Origin of the sequence: Prauserella muralis (assembly GCF_003202285.1) — a bacterium.
Taxonomy (GTDB): domain Bacteria; phylum Actinomycetota; class Actinomycetes; order Mycobacteriales; family Pseudonocardiaceae; genus Prauserella_B; species Prauserella_B muralis.
The window spans coordinates 99,012-117,931 of the sequence record NZ_MASW01000005.1; the positions used below are offsets into that span (position 1 = coordinate 99,012).

The 18,920-nt window shown below is 71.9% G+C and carries 18 protein-coding genes; 9 read left to right on the plus strand and 9 right to left on the minus strand.

Annotated features, from left to right (window positions below; translation table 11 throughout):
* Positions 1–17: 17 nt before the first annotated feature.
* Both BAY60_RS21140 and BAY60_RS21145 read right to left on the minus strand, forming a co-directional pair.
* Positions 18–3,173, minus strand: a complete 3,156-nt coding sequence (locus BAY60_RS21140) for an arabinosyltransferase domain-containing protein (protein ID WP_170160498.1) — start codon at positions 3,171–3,173, stop codon at positions 18–20.
* A 175-nt stretch (positions 3,174–3,348) separates the two neighbouring features.
* The gene (locus BAY60_RS21145) at positions 3,349–3,855 is read right to left on the minus strand and encodes a hypothetical protein (protein ID WP_245992730.1); all 507 of its coding nucleotides are present in this window, start codon (positions 3,853–3,855) and stop codon (positions 3,349–3,351) included.
* 113 nt (positions 3,856–3,968) lie between these two features.
* Here BAY60_RS21145 and BAY60_RS21150 point away from each other — a divergent pair, with 113 nt between their 5' ends.
* Complete coding sequence (locus tag BAY60_RS21150) at positions 3,969–4,736, plus strand: TetR family transcriptional regulator (protein WP_112282800.1); 768 nt, start codon at positions 3,969–3,971, stop codon at positions 4,734–4,736.
* Positions 4,737–4,791: 55 nt separating this feature from the next.
* Here BAY60_RS21150 and BAY60_RS21155 read toward each other — a convergent pair whose 3' ends face one another.
* Positions 4,792–5,355: a hemerythrin domain-containing protein gene (locus BAY60_RS21155; protein ID WP_112282801.1), complete on the minus strand. Its 564-nt coding sequence runs from the start codon at positions 5,353–5,355 to the stop codon at positions 4,792–4,794.
* Between the two features lie 163 nt (positions 5,356–5,518).
* On the opposite strand from BAY60_RS21155, the gene BAY60_RS21160 reads away from it, so the two are divergent.
* Positions 5,519–6,097 (plus strand): SPW repeat protein, encoded by a 579-nt coding sequence (locus tag BAY60_RS21160; RefSeq protein WP_245992731.1) that lies wholly within the window; start codon positions 5,519–5,521, stop codon positions 6,095–6,097.
* 96 nt (positions 6,098–6,193) lie between these two features.
* Here the strand turns inward: BAY60_RS21160 and BAY60_RS21165 are convergent, their stop codons facing one another.
* A complete protein-coding gene (locus BAY60_RS21165) occupies positions 6,194–7,087 on the minus strand; it encodes a manganese catalase (RefSeq protein ID WP_112282803.1) in 894 nt (297 codons plus the stop codon).
* 143 nt (positions 7,088–7,230) lie between these two features.
* Here BAY60_RS21165 and BAY60_RS21170 point away from each other — a divergent pair, with 143 nt between their 5' ends.
* Both BAY60_RS21170 and BAY60_RS21175 read left to right on the plus strand, forming a co-directional pair.
* A complete protein-coding gene (locus tag BAY60_RS21170) occupies positions 7,231–7,698 on the plus strand; it encodes a DUF4383 domain-containing protein (protein ID WP_112282804.1) in 468 nt (155 codons plus the stop codon).
* Positions 7,695–8,843 (plus strand): FUSC family protein, encoded by a 1,149-nt coding sequence (locus BAY60_RS21175; protein WP_112282805.1) that lies wholly within the window; start codon positions 7,695–7,697, stop codon positions 8,841–8,843. Before BAY60_RS21170 ends, BAY60_RS21175 begins: the two co-directional genes overlap by 4 nt.
* A gap of 19 nt (positions 8,844–8,862) precedes the next feature.
* Here the strand turns inward: BAY60_RS21175 and BAY60_RS21180 are convergent, their stop codons facing one another.
* Positions 8,863–9,234, minus strand: coding sequence for an STAS domain-containing protein (locus tag BAY60_RS21180; protein ID WP_112282806.1), 372 nt, complete (start codon positions 9,232–9,234; stop codon positions 8,863–8,865).
* 291 nt (positions 9,235–9,525) lie between these two features.
* Between BAY60_RS21180 and BAY60_RS21185 the strand changes: the two genes are divergently transcribed.
* Genes BAY60_RS21185 through qcrB form a run of 5 tightly spaced genes read left to right on the plus strand, consistent with a single transcriptional unit; the run spans position 9,526 to position 14,273 of the window.
* A complete protein-coding gene (locus BAY60_RS21185) occupies positions 9,526–10,164 on the plus strand; it encodes a cytochrome c oxidase subunit II (protein WP_112282807.1) in 639 nt (212 codons plus the stop codon).
* The gene (locus BAY60_RS21190) at positions 10,161–11,810 is read left to right on the plus strand and encodes a cytochrome c oxidase subunit I (protein WP_112282808.1); all 1,650 of its coding nucleotides are present in this window, start codon (positions 10,161–10,163) and stop codon (positions 11,808–11,810) included. Before BAY60_RS21185 ends, BAY60_RS21190 begins: the two co-directional genes overlap by 4 nt.
* A complete protein-coding gene (locus BAY60_RS21195) occupies positions 11,807–12,319 on the plus strand; it encodes a hypothetical protein (protein ID WP_112282809.1) in 513 nt (170 codons plus the stop codon). Before BAY60_RS21190 ends, BAY60_RS21195 begins: the two co-directional genes overlap by 4 nt.
* Positions 12,316–12,777 carry a cytochrome c oxidase assembly protein gene (locus tag BAY60_RS37590; protein ID WP_211330413.1) on the plus strand — a complete coding sequence of 154 codons (462 nt, stop codon included), beginning with the start codon at positions 12,316–12,318 and terminating at the stop codon, positions 12,775–12,777. The genes BAY60_RS21195 and BAY60_RS37590 overlap by 4 nt, the downstream gene beginning before the upstream one ends.
* On the plus strand, positions 12,771–14,273 hold the full coding sequence (gene qcrB / locus BAY60_RS21205) for a cytochrome bc1 complex cytochrome b subunit (protein ID WP_112282810.1): 1,503 nt from the start codon (positions 12,771–12,773) through the stop codon (positions 14,271–14,273). The genes BAY60_RS37590 and qcrB overlap by 7 nt, the downstream gene beginning before the upstream one ends.
* Before the next feature lie 9 nt (positions 14,274–14,282).
* Here the strand turns inward: qcrB and qcrA are convergent, their stop codons facing one another.
* The 4 genes from qcrA to BAY60_RS21225 form a co-directional block, all read right to left on the minus strand.
* Positions 14,283–15,383 carry a cytochrome bc1 complex Rieske iron-sulfur subunit gene (qcrA, locus tag BAY60_RS21210; RefSeq protein ID WP_112282811.1) on the minus strand — a complete coding sequence of 367 codons (1,101 nt, stop codon included), beginning with the start codon at positions 15,381–15,383 and terminating at the stop codon, positions 14,283–14,285.
* Between the two features lie 99 nt (positions 15,384–15,482).
* Positions 15,483–16,511 (minus strand): SDR family oxidoreductase, encoded by a 1,029-nt coding sequence (locus BAY60_RS21215; RefSeq protein WP_112282812.1) that lies wholly within the window; start codon positions 16,509–16,511, stop codon positions 15,483–15,485.
* Between the two features lie 97 nt (positions 16,512–16,608).
* On the minus strand, positions 16,609–17,865 hold the full coding sequence (locus BAY60_RS21220) for a cation:proton antiporter (protein ID WP_112282813.1): 1,257 nt from the start codon (positions 17,863–17,865) through the stop codon (positions 16,609–16,611).
* A gap of 110 nt (positions 17,866–17,975) precedes the next feature.
* Positions 17,976–18,746, minus strand: a complete 771-nt coding sequence (locus BAY60_RS21225) for an acetate uptake transporter (protein ID WP_112282814.1) — start codon at positions 18,744–18,746, stop codon at positions 17,976–17,978.
* Positions 18,747–18,920 lie beyond the last annotated feature (174 nt).

Consider the following 18,920-nt stretch of genomic DNA (forward strand, 5'->3'; position numbering starts at 1 on the left):
TGCCAGGCCCGCTCCGCTCACTCGGTGAACGGGTAGGCGCCCTGCCCGTCGGCGCCGCCGATGCGCACGCGTTGCCGGCGCACGTCGTAGGCGTCCGTCTCGTACCGGTACTGCGGCACGTAGACGTGGCCCCAGGTGTGTCCGGGCGCGCCCGCCAGCCTGCTTGGCACCTCCAACAGGCGGGCGCTCGCGCGCACTCCGGCGAATACGCCGCCGTCGTCGGCGTGGAACGCCGAGGCCATGGGCCCCTCGGCGGGCGAAAGGACGACCCTGGGGGCTCGCGCGGTGCCCTCCACCACCGGGTAGTCGTCGACACACGGGAACACGAAACCGATCATCTGGTCCACCAGTACCGGGCTGCGGGCCCGCAGAAACCGCGCGAGCGGGACGATGTCACGCACGACCGGCGCACTCACCGCCAGCCAGCCCTGTGGATCGGTGCTGCGGTCCTCGGCGAGCACCCGCACCCGGTCCGCCCCCTCGGGAACCGCGCCGCGCTGCACCGTGAGGTTCCGCCAGGGCCGGAAGTCTCGCCAGTCCTCGTCCCGGCCGTGCCGGGGGTCGTCGTAGGGCAGCTGCGCGGGCGCCGGGTCGCGGATGGCCACGGTGCCGAGCGGCCTCACCGTCGATCCGGGGCCGTGCGACTGTCCGAACTCGACGGACACCGTGTTGCCCTGTTCCGGCCGGCCCGCCAGCCACAACGACAGCAGCTGTTCCGGTGCCAGCGCGGGCAGCGCGAACCATTCGGTGGCGAGTGAGCCCGTGGTGACGGGGCCGCCGCGCAGGCTGCCCCACACGTGCGGGGTGGCCGAGTGCGGCAGGGCCCGCGGACCCCGGCGGGGCTCCGCGGGCATGGGCCGGCCGGGTAGCCCGCCCCCGGCGACGAACCCGTCGAGCACGGGCCGCGCGGCAGGCGCCGCCACCGGGTGGAGAGTCCCTCCCGCGGCAAGCGGCAGCAGTTCGACATGGTCCTCGAGCCCGCACCGCGGGCCGTTGGTGAGCCGGTCCCAGTTGTCGCCGCCGACGGAGTAGCTCGCGGCCATGGCCGACGGCGCCGCGAGGAAACCGCCGAGCAGCACGGCGACCGACGTCAGGGCGGCGAGCGTGAGCGCCGAGGCGGGCATCGCGGTCCAGCCCGGATTGCCCGCCGGGTGCCGGGTCCTCGCCCGCGATCTGACCACCAGGGGCCTCAGCGCCACGACCCCGCCCGCGGCGGCACCGGCCAGCAACCACAGCACCGGGTTGTCGAGCGGGAGGCCGCCGGGCCGCACCGGCGAGTCGGACCAGGGGACACCGTAGTCGGAGTGCGTGGGCCAGGCGTTGGGACCGACGAACGACAGGCCCGCGGCCAGCGCCACCAGGCCCAGCCCGGCGGGCCCGAGCACCCGGACCGCCCTCCGGGCGCCGGCCAGTCCGCCCGCGCGCGCGAGCAGTACCACGGCGACGGCCAGCACCGGGGCGCTGAGCCCGGCGAGTGCGCCGAAGTGGTGTGACCACTTGGTGGGCGTGAGCCACATCGCGGCGAATCCCGCGGTGAGGGCGCCGAGCAGCAACCCGGCGCCGGGCAGCCCGGCGGCGCGGTGGGTGCGGCGCAGGATGCCGGCCGCGAGCAGCAGCATCGCCACGACGGTCAGCAGCACGGCCAGCCGCTTGCCCGCGGCGCCGAACGTCGTCGTGCCGAGCAGGCCCTCGTAGCGCTGGATCTCCTCGTACCAGCCGAGGCTCGGACCCAGCTCGTCGCGGATCTCCGTGGCGCGGAACACGGCGCCGGCGGTCGAGTCGGCGAACAACGCGACCAGCCCCACCGAGCCGACCCCGAGCAGCATCGCCGCCCGCGCGGCGATCGCCCACCACGGCGCTCGCGGGCTGCCGGCGACGGTCCGCACGACCTTGGGTGCGAACAGCGCCACGGTGCACAGCACGACGACACCGCTGGGGGTGACGGCGATGGTCGACCCGGCGGCCAGTGCGGCCAGCCCGAGCCAGCCGAACGGCGCGGTGCTGTCCGGCCGGGTGGCCTTGAGCAGCGCCGCGAACGTGGCGGCGTAGCCGAGGGCGACGAATGCCTCGGGCCGCACGCCCAGGTTGAACGGCAGCCAGCAGGCCAGGAAGAACACGGCGGTGAGCAGGTGCAGCCCCAGCGGTCTGCGGGATCGGCACAGCGGGTGCACGATGCCCCTGCTGACGACGAGCCAGGTGAGCAGGCCCGCGGCGACGCTCGGCAGGCGCAGCACCACCGGCTGCAGACTGAGCTCGGAGACCTGCCTGACTACCTGGTGCACCAGGGTGAACAGTTCGGAGGCGTCGAACCAGCGGTAGTAGTTGGTCATGTCGTCGCCGTTGCGGGCGATCAGCGCGGCCCAGCCGTCGTCGTCGGCGACGGGGCCGATCACCGCCCAGCAGGCGAGCACTCCGGCCAGGCCGAGGTCGGCGAGCAGCAGCCCGGGCCGGACGCGTGGCGCCGGCACGCGCGTGGGCGGCGAGGCCGCCACGAGCAGCACCAGGCTGCAGGCGAGCAGGATGAGCGCGGCATGCACGAGGCTCGATTTGAGGTCGGTCGGGGAGGTGTCGAACCACGCGAAGGCCCGCGCCGTGACCTGGAGCCCTGCGGCCTGTTCCGGCGGCAGGTCCGTGTCGAGGACGAAGATCTCCGGTGCCGCGACCCCGGGCAGCCGTATCGGCGGGCGGTCGCCGAGCACCATGGTGGTCTGGTGGGCGTCGGCGTCGATCACCAGGTCGCACCGCGCGGCGGACGGTGGGGGCAGCGGCACCTGCCGCTCACCGAGCACCACCTGCAGCGCGCCTCGCTGCGCGGCGACGATCAGCCCGGGCCGGTCGAGCCCGGGCGGGGTCGTGGCGAGGATCGTGCTCCGCTCCGCGCCGGGGGCGAGCGCGGCCCGCAGGCCGGCGCAGGGCACGGTGGCGTGGAACGAGACCGGGCGGTACGGCGTGAGGAACGCGGTGGTCGGCGTGGCCGGCTCACCGGCGGCGGGCCAGTGCACGGTGGTGCGGTCGTTCCATACCGGAGCGAAGGGAAGTACTGCCGCGAGCACGAGCCCGGCCAGCCCCGTCACCAGCCCGAGTGCGTGGGCCGTCCGGGCGATCGACGCCCTGGGGCGCGACGTCGCGGGCCTGGCCGGAGCCTGCCGGGTCCGTTCGGCGTGGATCGTCACCGCACGGCTCCGTGCGTGGTGCGACGAATGAGTGCCACCCCCTCGGACCATGGACTGCGGGCGAGCCTGCCCGGATGCTGCGCTTCGGGCGGCGTTCGCCTGCTGTGTCGTGGCCGGAGACGGCGGTGTTAGCGGGGGAGACCGTACTGTGACGCCTCCCGGGCGGAGCCGGGGCTCAGCCCGCGCGGCGGTGCGGCGGGTAGGTCAGGGCGAAGTCGAGCGGCACGCGGCCCGCCGAGCGGATGCAGGTGAGCACGGCGGCGAGACTGGGCAGCCAGCGCTGGTGGGTGTCCGGCTCCACGATCCAGTGCGACAGGTCGTCGGGCCTGCGCTCGTCGGGCAGCGGGATGGTGGTGCCCGCCGTGAGCACGCGGACGCCGTCGGGCAGCGGCTGCAGGTCGAACGCGGGCGCGTCCGCCTCGACGAGCAGCAGCACGACGGAGCCGCGCCGGGTCGGCACGCTCAGCGCCGGCCCGGCGCAGCCCTGCCGGGACAGGCTGTAGAGCACCTGGTCCGACAGCGACCTCGGCACGAGCACGGCGCCGATCCCGGAGCCGGTGACCAGCACGGGCGCGCCGCCCTGCCAGCGCACCGGCCAGCCGAAGAGGCCGCGGTAGTCCGGCGTGCTGCACTCGTCCAGGCGTGCGGTGGGCTCGGGCATCAGGCTCTGTTCGGCGCGCATGACGGTTCCCTTCAAGCCCATCGCGGGCCACGTGGCGGCACTGCGTTGTCCGTACCCGCGGTACTCTAATGGCACTGCGTGCCGTTAGCAAGATGTCCTGTTAGGTTCTGCCCATGCCCGACGAGCCTTCCCGATCGCCCCGGCCCCGCGCGGGCCGGACCACCGCAGGCAGGCGCAAGCTGCGCCACGCCCTCACCGTGGCGGCGATCGAGAAGTTCCTCGAGCAGGGCTACGAGGCCACGACCGTGGACGAGATCGCCTCGGCGGCCGGGGTCGGCAGGCGGACCTTCTTCCGGTACTTCCGGTCGAAGGAGGACGCGATCTTTCCCAACCACGAGGAGGTGCTGCGCGACATCGAGCGGCTGTTCGCCGCGGCCGATCCCGCGCGCAACCCCGTGGAGGTCGCGTGCGCGGCCGTGGGGCTGGTGCTCGACTTCTACCTGGCCGACCCGGAGGTCTCGGTGAAGCGGTACGCGCTGACGAGAACCGTGCCGTCGTTGCGGGACAAGGAGGTCGCCAGCGTCGACCGCTACCAGCGCGTGCTGGCCGCCTACCTGCGGGCGCGGTTCGAGGCCGACGGCGACCCCATAGCCGACCTGCGCGGCTCCGTGGCCGCGGCGGCGGTGGCGGCAGCGCACAACCATGTGCTGCGCCGCTGGCTGCGCAGCGGCGGCACCGACGACGTGCACGCGCACGCCAGGGAGGCGTTCCGGCTCGTCACCGACGCCTTCTCCGAGCCGGAACGGCAGGCCGAGCGCGGCGAGCAGCCTGCGGACCAGACGGTGGTCGCCGTGCTGACCACCACCACGCCACTGCCGGACGTGGTGAGCAGGCTCAGCGCCGCCCTGCGCGGCACGGGCGCCGAGCAGGGCGCACCATGACCGGCCCCTAACGGCACGGCGTGCCGTTAGGGGCCGTGGGGTGCGGGCCGGGCGGTCAGGTGGCGCGGCCGCTGAGCTTGTCACGCATCCGGTCGATCAGTCCCGCCCCGGGGGCCAGGATGCGGTTGGCCGGTGGCTTGTCCGGCGCCTGCGGGTGCGGCCGGGTCGGGGCGGTGCGCTTGGCGTCGATGATCTTCTCGCCCAGCTCCACCAGCTCGTCCTCGGAGCAGGCCTCCCGCAGCTTGGGCAGCAGGTCGTTCTCCTCGTCCTCGACGTGATGGCGGATCGACTCCATGAGCTTGCCGAGCAGCTCGTCGAACTTGGGGTCGGTCGCCTCCAGGTCCTCCAGCTGCTTCATGAGCAGCTCCGCCTCGGAGTGCTCCTCGATCTCGTGATCGGCGACCTCGTCGCCGTTCGGCAGCCGCTTGCGCGCGGCCGGGTACATGTACTGCTCCTCGGCCACGGAGTGCCGCACGAGCTCGGTGATGACGTGGTCGGTCAGCTCCCTGCGCCTGCGCGGGTCGACCGTCGTGTCCTCGAGTTCGGTGAACACCTGCTCGACCTCACGGTGGTCGGCGATGATCACGTCGATCAGGTTCTGTCGCTGGGACGTCGTCATGGCGTCTCCTCGGTGGCGGGTCGGCCAGTTCGGTACGGCACCGGGATACCCCCGGCCCCGGGGGCGAAACGGCCGTGATTCGCCCCGCGGTGCGGCGGGAATTCCTCGGAGTGAGCTGAGCTGACCCGGCACGTGCAGCACGTGCGGTGAGGGAGGAGACATCGTGAGCCCGCGACACAGGACAAGCCACGACGAGCGGCCTGCCGCCGAGCAGCCGCAGGCGCCGATGGTGCCCGAGGAGCAGTACGGTCCGTGGAAGGGCATGCGGCCCCCGCACACCCACCCGTCGGCCGTGCCCGCCGACCGGTACCGCAGGCCCTCGCGCCAGGTGCCGTTCCGGGACGTGCTGGCCGGGTTCCCCAGCGCGCTGGTGTTCCTGGCCGGGGTGTGGCTGCTGGTATGCCCGTGGCTGATCGACCACCCGGTGGCCGCGGCCGGGTTCAGCCCGGCGTGGAACGACATCCTGACCGGCCTCGTGGTGGCCGGCCTCGGTGCGGTGCGTGCCGTGTCGCCGTTCCGCACCGCCTGGGCGGGCTGGCTCGCCGTGCTGGCGGGCGGCTGGCTGGTCGCCGCGCCGTTCGCGCTCGGCTTCGAGGAACCAGGACAGGTGGCAGGCGCGACCGGCAACGACATCGCCGCGGGCGGTTTCGTCGTCGCGCTCAGCCTCGCCGGCCTGGCGCTGGCGGCGTTCTGGCAACGGCGTGCGGCTCGGGAGACCGGAACGCGGAACTCGCGGGCCTGAACGCAGGACTCGCGGGCCTGAACGCAGGACTCGCGGGCCTGAACGCAGGACTCGCGAGCCCCGGCCGGGCTCGCGAGTCCCGCGACCGCCGCGTCGTCAGCTGAGGCCCTCCTTGAGCTTGCCGACCATGCCCTTGCCCCCGGTGAGGTGCGGGTCGCGCGGCTGCGGTTCGCCGTCGTAGCTGGCGAACAGCTTCGGGTCCGGCGGGGGAGCGGTCCCCGGGCCGCCCAGCGGCTCGGGCGACTCCACGATGCCCATCTCGTGGGAGCCGTCCGGGGCGGTGCCCCGAGCCCAGGCGCCCTGTGCGGAGTCGTTGCCCTCCGAGAGGTTCCACAGGCTCGTGGCGTGCTCGCGGTGCTCCTCGTCGAACAGCGCGCTCGGGGCGACGGTGTCCTCGATGCCGTCCTGCTTGAGCTGCTCGATCGCGGCCAGCCACATGTTCTGGTGGTAGGTGTCGCGCGCCAGGTTGAACTTCAGCATGTCCTTGACACCGGGGTCGTCGGTCATGTTGTACAGCCGCGCGGTCTGCAGCCTGCCCTGTGCCTCGGCCGCCACGTTGGCGCGGAAGTCGGCGAGCAGGTTGCCGCTGGCCACGATGTAGCCGCCGTTCCACGGCACGCCCTGGCTGTTGTTCGGCATGGCCCCGCCGCCCGCGACGATGGCCTGCTGCGGGTCCATCCCGCCGATCACCGCGGCTATCACCGGGTCCTGCACCGCCCGGGTGGTCTCGGTCGCGGGAGCGCCCTCGAGCAGCCGGGCCACCATGGTGGCGATCATCTCGACGTGACCGATCTCCTCGGTCGCGATGTCCATGATCAGGTCCTTGTACTTGCCCTCCATGCGGCAGTTCCAGCCCTGGAACAGGTACTGCATGGTCACGGTCATCTCGCCCCAGGCGCCGCCGACCAGCTCCTGCAGCTTCCGCGCGTACACGGGATCCGGCTGCTCCGGCTTCGCTTCGAACTGCAGCCGTTTCGTGTGTTGGAACATGAGTCTCCTACTCAGTGTGAGGTGGGCATTACGCCGCGAAGAGTTGCCTCGCACCGGCCGGGCAAACACCCGATCGGGCTTTTGTTTGCCCGATCGGGGGCCGGGTAGCCCGGCAGCGACCCATCGACCGAGAGGGGGTTCCCATGCCAGACCAGCGAGGCGAGGCTCACGTGCGCAGGCCGGTCCGCCTGGCGGCGCTGACGGTCGGCGCCGCGTTCCTCGTCGTGGGCGTACTGGGCTTCCTCCCCGGCGTCACCACGGACTACGGCGAGCTCGAGTTCGCGGGCCCGGACTCCGGGGCCCAGCTGTTCGGCCTGTTCACCGTGTCGGTGCTGCACAACATCGTCCACCTCGGATTCGGCGTGCTCGGTGTCGCGGCGGCCGCCGCGCCCGCCCTGGCCCGCGCCTACCTGATCTGGGGCGGTGGTCTGTACCTGCTGCTCGCGGTGTACGGGGCGGGCATCGACCGCTCGAGCCAGTTCAACGTCGTCCCGGTGGACGCGGCGGACAACTGGCTGCACGCCGGACTCGGCCTCGGCATGATCGCCCTCGGCGTGCTCACCACGGCGGCCGAGCGAGCGAGGGAGACGGCCGCACAGCGACGGCGATGACGACGTGGCGGCACCGCGCTCTCGCCCCCGCACGGTGGCTCCGGGAGGCGCTGCGCGCGCCGGGCCGGGAGCGCGAAGGACTGACCCAGAGCGCCAAGATGGCCGTGGCGGCCGTCGCCGCCTTCCTGGCAGGGCAGCTGGTCGACCCGGCGCAGTCGTTCATCGCCCCGTACGCGGCCGTGTTCATCATGAGCGAGACGGTGTACCGGTCGCTGACCAACGCGGCGAGCCAGGTGGCGGCGCTCGTGCTCGGGGTGGTCCTCGCCTTTGTCACGATCCAGCTGGTCCCACAGCAGATCGCCGCGCTCGCCGTGGCCGTGTTCGCCGGGATGCTGATCGGCCAGTGGGGCAGGCTGGGCGGCAGCGGCATCTGGGTCGGCGTCACGGCCCTGCTCATGCTGACCTACGGATCCGCGGGGAACGTCCTGTACCTGCTGTACCGCGTGGCCGAGACCATGATCGGCGCGTCGATCGGCGTCGCGGTCAACACGCTCATCCTGCCGCCGCTGCATCTGCGGGACACGCAACACGCCGTCGAGCGCACCAGCGCCGACATCGCCCGGCAGCTGAGCGACATCGCCGAGGGGCTGCGGCACGAGTGGACCGAGGACGACGCACGCGACTGGCTGCACGCGGCGCGCTCGATCGAGGCCGGCGCGCGCTACGCGACGGAGGTGGCCGGCCAGGCGCGGGAGAGCACCTGGCTCAACGTGCGCAACCTCTTTCCCGGCGTCCACGACCGCAGGCACAGTGCCGTCGCTCACCAGGCCGCCATCGCGACCCTCGGCGAGGTCGCCCGGCAGCTCGAGCACATCGCCGACGTGCTGCTCGCGACCAGCAGGCCCGGCAACCTGTCGCTGGGGCTGGACCGTGACTTCGCCAACGGCTTCCCCGCGCTGCTCGACGCGATGGCCGACGCCGTCGGCCGGTACGGCCGCCAGGAGAACCGGGAGGGACGGGGTGCGACCCGCCTGGCCGAGGCACTGCGGCGGATCCTGGACCACCATCACCGGCTCGCCGACGACGGCGAGCAGAGCATCCACCCGCCGGGTGCCGGGAGCGGGCGAGTCACGCTGCTGCTGGCCACCGAACGCGCCGTGCGCGCCATGCTGGAGGACTCCACAGGGGCGACGGCCGCCCGGTGACCAGCGGCAGCGGCAAGCGCTAGGAGCGGGACGCGGACGCCGTGGCGAGCGCCTCCTCCCGGCTCGCGGTCAGCTCCAGCACCTCGTCGAGCCCGGTCAGCTGCAGCGGCCGCAGCACCGTCCTGCTGGGCGCGACCACCCGGAAGGCGATGTCGCGTGCGGCGCACTCCTCGTGCGCGCTCATCAGCACGGTGAGCCCGGCCGAGCCGAAGAACGACACGTCACTGAGGTCGGCAACCAGCGGCCCCGGTGGCACGGCCCGGCCCGCGGCGGCGTGCAGCTCGGCGCGCAACGTGTCCACGGTGCCCAGGTCGACCTCACCCACGGCGGCCACCACGATCGTCGGCGTGTCGCCGGCGGATTCTGTCCTCACGTCCAGCAAGTCGCTCATGGCGAGTCCTCTCGCTACCCCTCGTGTCAACGGCAACGGCGGCGAGAGCCACGACCCGCGGGAAACCCAGCGGGGGACGAGCAACCACGGATACGGGAGCACCTCGCCGCGAACCGGCTGGTAGCTCAACCGTGCCCGAAATGTTAGCGCACGGAGTCTTCGCCCGCACAACCCCACCGCCGCCCCGGGTGTTCGCGATCACCCGGCACGGGCATCGGCCCGCGACGTTTGGAGCCGCGCGGCACCGGGTACGGCTGCGGCGCGGTAGGCCGACGGCGACGGGAGGGTGGCGTGCAGTTCCGCCAGGTGTTCGAGGACATCTTCCGGTTCGAGATCCTGCTGGCGGCCGGGGTGTTCGCGGCGATCGCCGCGGCGCTGCTGCTGGCGCTGGCGCTGAGCAGGAAGAAGTCGGGCGACCGGCGCAGGCGCGACTCCCATCCCCTTGTCGAGGGCGGGTACGCGCTCGTGCTCGCCGCCGTGGCCGGCGTCATCGTCTACATCACCGCCTCGGCTCACGACGAGGTCCGCGAGGCGAGCACCACCAACCGCACCGATCCCGCGCCCGCCGCCGAGGTGAAGGTCACCGCGTTCCAGTGGTGCTGGCAGTTCGACTACGCCCGCAACGACAAGACGGTCACCGGCGTGTGTTCCGAGAAGGACCGCAAGCTGCCCACGCTGATCGTGCCTGCCGGACAACCGGTGAAGTTCAACCTGACGTCGTCGGACGTGATCCACTCGTTCTGGATCCCCGACCTCGCGGTCAAGATGGACGCCTTCCCGGACCACACCAACAGCGTGACACTGACGTTCGACCATCCGGGGCGCTGGCTCGGCCGCTGTGCCGAGTTCTGCGGGCCGTACCACCCTTCGATGCACTTCTATGTCCGTGCCGTGCCGCCTGAGCAGTACGAGCAGTGGGTGCAGGCATGACGAGCCGCCTCACGGCGACCGAGCCACCGGGGCCGCAGCCGACCCACGAGCCGCCGCGGTCGTGGCTGGCCAGCACCGACCACAAACGCATCGCCATCCTGACGCTGGGCACCGCGCTGGTGTTGCTGTTCGCGATGGGCGGCCTGGCGCTGGCCATGCGCACCCAGCTGGCGCAGCCGGACTCCGACTTCGTGCAGAACGACACCTACAACCAGCTGTTCACCATGCACGGCTCGGGGATGATCTACCTGGTCATCACCCCCATGGCGCTGGCGCTCGGGCTGTATCTGGTGCCCCTGCAGGTCGGTTCCCCCACGGTCGCCGCGCCGCGCACCACCATGCTCGGGTACTGGCTCTACGTGCTGGGCGCGATCGCCGTGCTGTCCGGGTTCCTCACCGCGGGTGGCGCGGCCAAGGAGGGCTGGACGGCCTACACCCCGCTCTCCAGCGCCCGGTTCGCCCCGAACGTCGGCACCGACCTGTGGATCCTCGGCAACTTCGCCTCCAGTCTCGGCATGATCCTCATCGCGGGAACGGTCCTGTGGACGGTGCTGCTGAAACGCGCGCGCGGCATGACGATGCTGCGCGTGCCGGTGTTCAGCTGGGCCATGGTGGCGACCAACCTCATGGTGCTGGCTGCCTTTCCCTCGTTGCTCATCGCGCTCGGGCTGCTGGCGGTCGGCCGGATGAGCCCGGACGTCTTCAGCAGCAACGTCTGGAACATTGGCTACCAGCACCTGTTCTGGTTCTACGGGCACCCGGTCGTGTACGTGATGTTCTTCCCATTCGTGGGCGCGGTCGCCGAGGTGCTGGCCACGTTCGCGCGGAGGCGGTTCTTCGGCTACAAGGCGACGGTGCTGTCACTGCTGGCATTCGCGGCGCTGTCGATGAGCGTGTGGGGCCACCACATGTTCACCACCGGCCAGGTGGCCGACGACTACTACTCGCTGACGTCGATCGCGTTGCTGGTCCCCGCCGGGATCGAGTACTTCGCGATGCTGGGCACGATCATCGGTGCGCGGCTGCGCTTCAGCGTGCCCATGCTGTTCGCGCTGGCCTTCATCCCGCAGTTCCTCGTCGGCGGGCTCACCGGCATCATGGTCGCGACACCGGTGCTCGACTACCAGATGCAGGACTCCTACTTCGTCGTCGCGCACTTCCACTACACCCTCGCGGCGGGCAGCCTGTTCGGTTTCTTCGCCGGGTTCTACTTCTGGTTCCCCAAGGCCACCGGCATCATGCTCGGCAAGGGTCTCGGCCACGTACACTTCTGGCTGATGGTCGTCGGCATCAACGCCACGTTCCTGCCGATGTTCTGGCTGGGCATGGAAGGCATGCCGCGGCGCGTCGCCTCGTACCTGCCCACGGACGGCTTCGGCACGCTCAACTTCATCTCGACCGTCGGGTCCTGGGTGCTCGGCGTGGCGATGCTGGCGTTCGCGGCGAACCTCGTCGTGTCGATCGTGCGCAGGCGCACCCGCCGGGCGGCGGACAACCCGTGGGAGGCGCACACCCTCGAGTGGGCGACGTCGTCCCCGCCGCCGCCGCTGAACTTCGACGCCGCGCACCCGCTGCCGCCGATCACCAGCTTCACCCCGCTGCTCGACCTGCGGCGCAAGCACGTCAAGGACAGGGAGCCGACGTGAACCCCGCGCTGAAGCCCGTGCTCGTCGTCCTCGGCTGGGCGGCGTTCAACGCGGTCCTGGTGCTGCTGATGCTCGTCTACGGCGAGAACGCGTTGTTCATCGGCATGTACGGGGCGGCGGTCGGGCTCGCCCTGCTCGTCGCGGGCGCGGTGTTCCTCGGCAGGCGGGACCCGGCAGGGCAAGGCCGTCGCACGGTCGCCGTGGCCAGCCAGTCGGGTCTGCTGTTCGCGCTCGCCGCCGTGCTGGCCGGGGCGGGGCTGATCTTCGGCTACTGGCTGACCGGCTTCGCGATCATCCCGCTGCTGGCGGCGTTGGCCCGGCAACGCAAGGAAGTGCTGCCGCGGGGCGCCGCGCCCGCGGCCACCGAGGTGTCCACTCTGCACAGCCAGCGGCCGCAGGGTGGAGATGGTGGCCCGGTGGCCAAAGGGGTCAAGGCGGCCACGGCCACGGTCGTCGCGGCCAAGGCGGCGGGCTGGTGGCGCCGCCGGAGGAGGAGCTCCAGGACATGACGGGCGGGATCGTCCACATGGGAGCCATGGGGTTGCTGGTCTCCGTGGCGGCGCCGGTGCTCGTGCTCGCAACCCGGGAGCGGGTTCCGTGGCGGCGGGTGCCCGCGCCGCCCGCGGCGGTGTTGCCCGGCTTCGTCGTCCTGCACGGGATCGTCACGATCGTCCCGGCACACTGGCACCTTCCGGCGCCGGTGGACGGCCTGCTGCACGCCGTGCTGCTGGCGGGAGCCGTGGTGTTCTGGCTGCCCGTCGTCGGGCCACGCAGGCCGGGTGAGGCGGCACGCGCGGTGTATCTGTTCCTGGCGGGGCCGTCGCTGGATCTGGCCGCGATCTACCTGATCATCCAGGGCGACTCGGCCGGCGGGCTGGCCATGATCGTGGGAATGCTGCCGATCGGGCTCGCGGCCATGGCGGTGACCTGGCGCTGGATCACGGAGGAGGAGCGGCACGCATGGTGAAGGCCAAGCTCGCGGATGCGGTGGACCGCCGGTTCCAGGCCGCGAAGGGCCTGCGTCCCCGGGCGAACAAGGTGTTTCCCGAGCACTTCTCGTTCCTGTTCGGTGAGCTCGCGCTCTACAGCTTCGTGGTGCTGCTGATCTCCGGAGTGTACCTGTCGCTGTTCTTCGACCCCTCGATGGAGAAGGTCGTCTACGACGGGTCGTACACGCTGCTCGACGGGCTGCGCATGTCCCGTGCCTTCGAGACCACGCTGAACCTGTCGTTCGAGGTGCGCGGCGGTCTGCTGGTGCGGCAGGTGCATCACTGGGCGGCGCTGGTGTTCGTCGCCGCCATTCTCGTGCACATGCTGCGGATCTTCTTCACCGGAGCGTTCCGCAATCCCCGCGAGTCGAACTGGCTCATCGGCGTGTTCATGCTCGCCATCGCGGTCGCGGAGGGGTTCGTCGGCTACTCGCTGCCCGACGACCTGCTCTCCGGCACCGGCGTGCGGATCGCCTCCGGCATGATGCTGTCGATTCCCGTGGCCGGCTCGTGGATCCACTGGATCGTCTTCGGTGCCGAGTTCCCTGGCGACATCTTCATCCCGCGGTTCTTCACCCTGCACATCCTGATCCTGCCCGGCCTGCTGCTGGCGCTGGTGGCGGTGCACCTGGCCAGCGTGTGGTACCAGGAGCACACCCAGTTCCCCGGCAAGCGGGCCAAGGAGCGCAACGCGGTCGGCACCCGCACGATCCCGGCGTTCGCCATGAAGAGCACCGGGCTGGCCACGGGCGTGACCGGCGTGCTGCTGCTCATGGGCGCGTTCCTGCAGATCAACCCGGTCTTCAACTACGGCCCGTATCACCCGGAGAAGGTCTCGACCTTCGCGCAGCCCGACTGGTACCTGCTGTTCGTGGAGGGTGCGCTGCGGTTGTTCCCTCCGTGGGACATCGTGGCGTTCGGGTACCGGATTCCGGCCGCGTTCTGGCCCGCCGTGGTGTTGCCGGTGCTGCTGTTCACGATCGTGGGCCTGTACCCGTTCCTGGAGGCGTGGCTCACCAAGGACCGGAGGCACCACAACCTGCTGCAGCGGCCGCGGGACGTGCCCGTGCGCACCAGCCTCGGCACGATGGGCATCACGTTCTACCTGGTGCTGCTGCTGATGGGGATGGACGACGTGCTGGCGTTCCTCTTCGACATCCCGGTGACCCGCATGGTGTGGATCGGCCGGGTCGGCATCGTGGTGCTGCCGGTCCTGGTCGCCTGGGTCACCTACCGGGTGTGCCTGCGGTTGCAGCGCTACGACCGCGATGTGCTGGAGTCCGGAGTGCACGTCGGCGTCATCGAGCCGAACCCGGAGGGCTACTTCGTGGAGGTGCGCCAGCGGCTGCACGCCGAGGCGGGCGACGGCAGGCCCGTGCGGCCCCGCTACGACGGCAGCCGGGTGCCCGCGCTGCCCGGTGACGTGGAGATCCAGGCGGACGCCGAGCCCGCCCAGCGCGCGGGCCGCGACTGACGAGCAGGCTCAGGGCTGCTTGCCGAGCAGCCAGAAGGCGGGCCCGACGGGGCCGGTGAAGTCGCCGAGAGCGATGAAGTAGCCGTCGGAGTCGACGTCGATGGGCAGCTGCGGCAGCGGGCGGGTGGCCGGACCGAAGATCGGCTTGGCGTAGTCGGCCAGGTTGAACTGCGATTGGTGGCAGGGGCACATGGCCCGGTCCAGCGCCGTCTCGTACATGCCCACCGGGCAGCCGAGGTGCGTGCACACGCGCGAAAAGGCGTAGTAGTCGCCGTAGTTCATGCCCGCGCGCTCGGGCCACTCGGCCACGTCGGTGTCCTCGGGAAGCCGGTACAGGGTGGCCGGGTTGTCCGACTGTTCCATCACCTTCGCGAGCTTCTCCGGGTCGTCCGCCTCGGCCTCCCGGAACGGAAACACGACGAGCGAGGCCCCTGGCTCCAGATCGGCGGGCGTGACGAGCTCGACCTTCGTCGGCTCGGTCGCCAGTCGCAGGTACACCTTCTCACCGACCTGCGGCCGCCAGCCGGTGTGCCACAGGGTGTCCTTCGGCTCGGCGTGGGGGCCGGTCTCCCACGGATCACGCACGAAGGCGCCGAGGCCGACCACGCCGAGGGTCGTGCCGAGGATCCCGCCGCTGGCGAGCGCGGCCCTGCTGAACACGGACCGGCGGTTGAGTCCCGCGTTGTCGCGGGCGTCGTCGACGGTCGCGACGAAGACGCTGCGGTCCTCCTCGCTGGAGCCGTTCTCCAGGTGCCGCTGCTGGACCGCGACCTCCTGGGGCAGCAGCCGTTTGACGGTGAGGATGAGCGCGGCCGCGACACCGAGCACCGCCAGCCCGAGGAAGAGCCCGAGCAGCGGGGTGTAGAGGGTGTAGAGGTAGTGGTTCTCCTCGCCGGGCGGCACGTAGTGCCAGGGCCAGAACAGGAACATGCCTCCCGCCGCCAGCGCCGAGAGCCCGCCGCCGATCCAGCAGGTCAGCACCAGCAGGCGCGACCCGCGGCTCGCGGTCGCCTCCGGTCGCCCGCTGCCCCGGTACTCCTCCAGCTGGACGCCGTCGAGCTCCGCGCTGCGCCGCACCAGCTCGTCGCGCGAGCGACCGTCACCCTCCACCGCAGACCCTCCCGAGCCTCGCCGGACACATCTGGCCCGACGGGACTATCCGGAGGCGGACGCTCCGAAACCCCGCGGAGGGTGATCGGCGCGCCGGGCTCAGCGGCGGCGGGGCTTGCCGCCCCGCAGCGCGAGTGCGACCCCGCCCGCTCCGGCGGCGGTCGCCGCGGCGGCGACGGCGCCGTGGTGGTGCGACAGCCACAGCTGCGGGCTGTGCTTCTTGGCCTGCCCGTCGAACCGGCCGTGGGCGCCGAAGTCCTGGCCGGCCTCGTCGTCGAGCGGATGCCACAGGTTCGCCGGGCGCCGCGGGTCCTCGGGACGCTCCGTCTGCTGCGAGTCGTAACCGGTGCGGGCCAGGTAGCGGTCGAGCAGGCCGGGAGCGATCTTGTTGACGACCAGCGTGCCGACGGTGGCCAGCCCGGCCCAGTACTCGCGGCGGCGCGGGTGGTCGGCGGCGTAGACGATGGCGCGGGCGGCGACCTCCGGCTCGTAGATCGGTGGCACGGGCTGCGCCTTGTGCCGCATGCGCGACAGCGCCCAGTCGAACTGCGGGGTGTTGATGCCGGGCAGCTGCACCATGGTCAGGTGCACCTTGCTGCCCTCGTGCAGCAGCTCGCACCGCAGCGACTCGGTGAAGCCCTGGATCGCGTGCTTGGCGCCGCAGTACGCCGACTGCAGCGGGACACCCCGGTAGGCCAGCGCCGAGCCGATCTGCACGATCGTGCCGCGCTCGCGGGGCCGCATCAGGTCGAGCGCGACCTTGGTGCCGTGCACGAAGCCGTGGTAGGTGGCGTCGGTGACGCGGCGGAACTCCTCCGGCTCGATCTCGGTGAACGGTCCGAACACCGTGGCGAACGCGCCGTTGACCCACACGTCGATGGGACCCAGCTCGGACTCGATCGTGTCTGCCGCCGACCGCAGTGCCGGGTAGTCGGTGACATCGACGGGCACCGGCAGGGCCGTGCCGCCCGCCTGCTCGACGTCCCGTGCGGCGGCCCGCAGCCCCTGCTCGCCGCGGGCGATCAGCGCCACCCGGTCGCCCCGCGCGCCCAGCATCCGTGCGGTGGCCCTGCCGACCCCGGCGCTGGCCCCGGTGACGACGACGGTCTTCGGCGTGCGGTTGCTCATCGTGCCTCCTTGCTCGTTCACGTGTCGCCGTGCTCGCGCCTGCTCGTACCGGATACCCGGTACCGTGCCGCCGATGCGTCCTGCCTGGCGGGGATGGCTACGGGGTTCGGCGCCTGCCGGGCCCGCCGAGCTGGTCCTGACGCCGCTGTTCCGCGTCGCGCTCCGCGGTGCCTGCCTCGCCCTCGCCGGGCGGCAGGTTGTCGGGTGGCGGCATGCGCAGCAGCTTCGCGAACGGCACGTCGGTGGTGGAGTGCAGCACGACCGACAGGGCGATCGTGATGGCGACGAGGTCGAACACCGCCTGGCCGCCGCTGATGCCCGCGTGCAGGGCGTGCAGGCCGTAGACGGCCGAGGCGAATCCCTTCGGGCCGAACCAGGCGGCGGCCGCCCGCTCGGTGGCGGTCAGCCGGGTGCGCAGCATCGACAGCAGGATCGACGCGGGGCGGACGACGAAGATCGCGAGCAGCGCCACCAGCCAGGCGCCCCAGCTGAGGTCGCTGATGCGGTCCGGGGTGATGAGGGCGCCGAAGACGAGCAGCGCGGCGAACTTGGTCAGCTCGGAGAGCAGGTCCCCGAAGGGGTGGAAGTGCCTGGCCGCCGTGCGGTCGAGGGTGGCCAGCGCGGACCCGGCGGCGAACGCGCCGAGGTAGGGGTTGGCGTGGGTGAGGTCGCACGCCGCGTAGAGCACCACCGCGATCGCGAGCGGCCCCAGCGGTTGCAGGCGTGGCTCTGCCGACAGCAGGGGCAGCCGCCACGCCAGGGTGACCAGCGCGGTGATGGCGATGCCGAGGCCGAGACCCAGGACCAGCTCGAGCACCAGCTGCCCCGGATGGGGGCTCTGGTGCTTGGCGACCGCGATGAAGATCAGCACGAAGGGCAGGGCCAGGCCGTCGTTGAGGCCTGACTCGACGTTGAGCAGCCTGCGCAGGCGCAGCGGGATGTCCTTCCTGCCCACGATGATCGAGGCGAACACCGGGTCGGTGGGGGCGAGGATCGCGCCCACCAGCAGGGCCGTCGGCCAGTCCAGCCCGGCGAGGAAGTGCGCGGGCACGGCGACGCCGACCATGATCAGCGGCATGCCCAGGCCCAGTGCCCTGCCGGAGAGCCGCCAGCCCTCGCGGAGCGCGGCGAGGTTCGCCCGCTGGCCGTCGGTGAACAGCACCGTGTACAGGGCCAGGTCGGCGAGGGTCGTGGCGGCGCCCTCCGGGATGTGGACGACGCCGAACCCTCCCTGGCCGAGCAGGGCGCCCGCCAGCAGGAACAGCAGCGCCGTCGACAGCACCGTCCGGGCGGCCAGCCCGGACAACGACACGCTCAGCAGCAGGACCGCCCCGAAGGCGAGCACCAGCGCCACGGATCGTCCTCTCGTCCTCGCGCGCTGCCGTGCTCATCGGCGGGCCGGGCGACGACAGCGCGATCGGTGCCCCGGAGGTCCCGGGGCACCGATGGCGGGGCAGGGCGGGGTTACTGGCCGGCCTTCACGCCGGGCTCGCCCGCCTGGAACTGGATCATCTCCTTGGGCTTGGCGCCGGGGGCGTTGGGCTCGGGGCCCCGCTTGCCCATCGGCAGGACGACCCGCTTGTACGTGGCCTCCAGCACCATGGCGCTGCCCGTGTAGAAGGCCACCCCGGCCGAGGCCACCAGCGTCCAGCCCGCCGCGATCTCGACGCCGCCGAAGCCGCCGATCAGCCCGATCGCCAGCAGCGTCGAGCCGGCCGCCAGCGTGAGCAGCACCAGCGAGACCGCGAGGTTCTCGGCCATGGCGGCGAAGGCGCCGATCCACGTGATGGCCGCCAGCCCGATGAACCAGAAGCCGAACGCGGTCGCGGCGACGGGACTGGTCGCCGTGCCCGGCACGATGCCGAGCGCCACCAGCAGGTGGTAGATGCCGTAGGCGATCCAGAACGAACCCCACGCGCCGTGGATGCCCGTGGCCAGGGCGTCGCGGGCGCGGTAGGACCACATGCCGGCGAGGAACTGGGCGATACCACCGAAGGCGAAGGCCATGGGGGCCAGCACCAGTGGCGTCGTCGTGTCGTTGCCGTACCAGCCTGCGATGTTGGCGGCGACCATGAAGGTCGACACGGCGAACCCCCACAGGCCGAGCACCGATGGGGCCGCCACCGGGCTCAGGTTGATGTTGGTGTGCTCGCGCCAGAACGTGAACTCGTTGGCGTTGCCGTTACCGTCCGCGGCACGGGTCCGGCCGTCCGAGACGGCCGCGCTCCGGGTCATGGCGGTTCCACCTCCTTCAGGTGGTCGATTGCTGCGTGCATCAATCGCCTACCCGCCACCCGGGCGGGGCACTCTGCTGTTGCTCTTTCGTGATGTGACAGGACAAACCGGGATGTTTCGGGCGGGACCGTGACCGTCGTGTCGTCGCAGGGCAGGGGCGTCTGCCGCGGTGCG

Coding starts and splice junctions, on each gene's coding strand:
- BAY60_RS21155 (WP_112282801.1), bottom strand. CDS start 5,355: ATGACGACGTCCCAGCGACAGAACCTGATCGACGTGATCATCGCCGAC.
- BAY60_RS21175 (WP_112282805.1), top strand. CDS start 7,695: ATGACGACGTGGCGGCACCGCGCTCTCGCCCCCGCACGGTGGCTCCGG.
- BAY60_RS21165 (WP_112282803.1), bottom strand. CDS start 7,087: ATGTTCCAACACACGAAACGGCTGCAGTTCGAAGCGAAGCCGGAGCAG.
- BAY60_RS21190 (WP_112282808.1), top strand. CDS start 10,161: ATGACGAGCCGCCTCACGGCGACCGAGCCACCGGGGCCGCAGCCGACC.
- BAY60_RS21215 (WP_112282812.1), bottom strand. CDS start 16,511: ATGAGCAACCGCACGCCGAAGACCGTCGTCGTCACCGGGGCCAGCGCC.
- BAY60_RS21145 (WP_245992730.1), bottom strand. CDS start 3,855: ATGCGCGCCGAACAGAGCCTGATGCCCGAGCCCACCGCACGCCTGGAC.
- BAY60_RS21180 (WP_112282806.1), bottom strand. CDS start 9,234: ATGAGCGACTTGCTGGACGTGAGGACAGAATCCGCCGGCGACACGCCG.
- BAY60_RS37590 (WP_211330413.1), top strand. CDS start 12,316: ATGACGGGCGGGATCGTCCACATGGGAGCCATGGGGTTGCTGGTCTCC.
- BAY60_RS21170 (WP_112282804.1), top strand. CDS start 7,231: ATGCCAGACCAGCGAGGCGAGGCTCACGTGCGCAGGCCGGTCCGCCTG.
- BAY60_RS21150 (WP_112282800.1), top strand. CDS start 3,969: ATGCCCGACGAGCCTTCCCGATCGCCCCGGCCCCGCGCGGGCCGGACC.
- BAY60_RS21225 (WP_112282814.1), bottom strand. CDS start 18,746: ATGACCCGGAGCGCGGCCGTCTCGGACGGCCGGACCCGTGCCGCGGAC.
- qcrB (WP_112282810.1), top strand. CDS start 12,771: ATGGTGAAGGCCAAGCTCGCGGATGCGGTGGACCGCCGGTTCCAGGCC.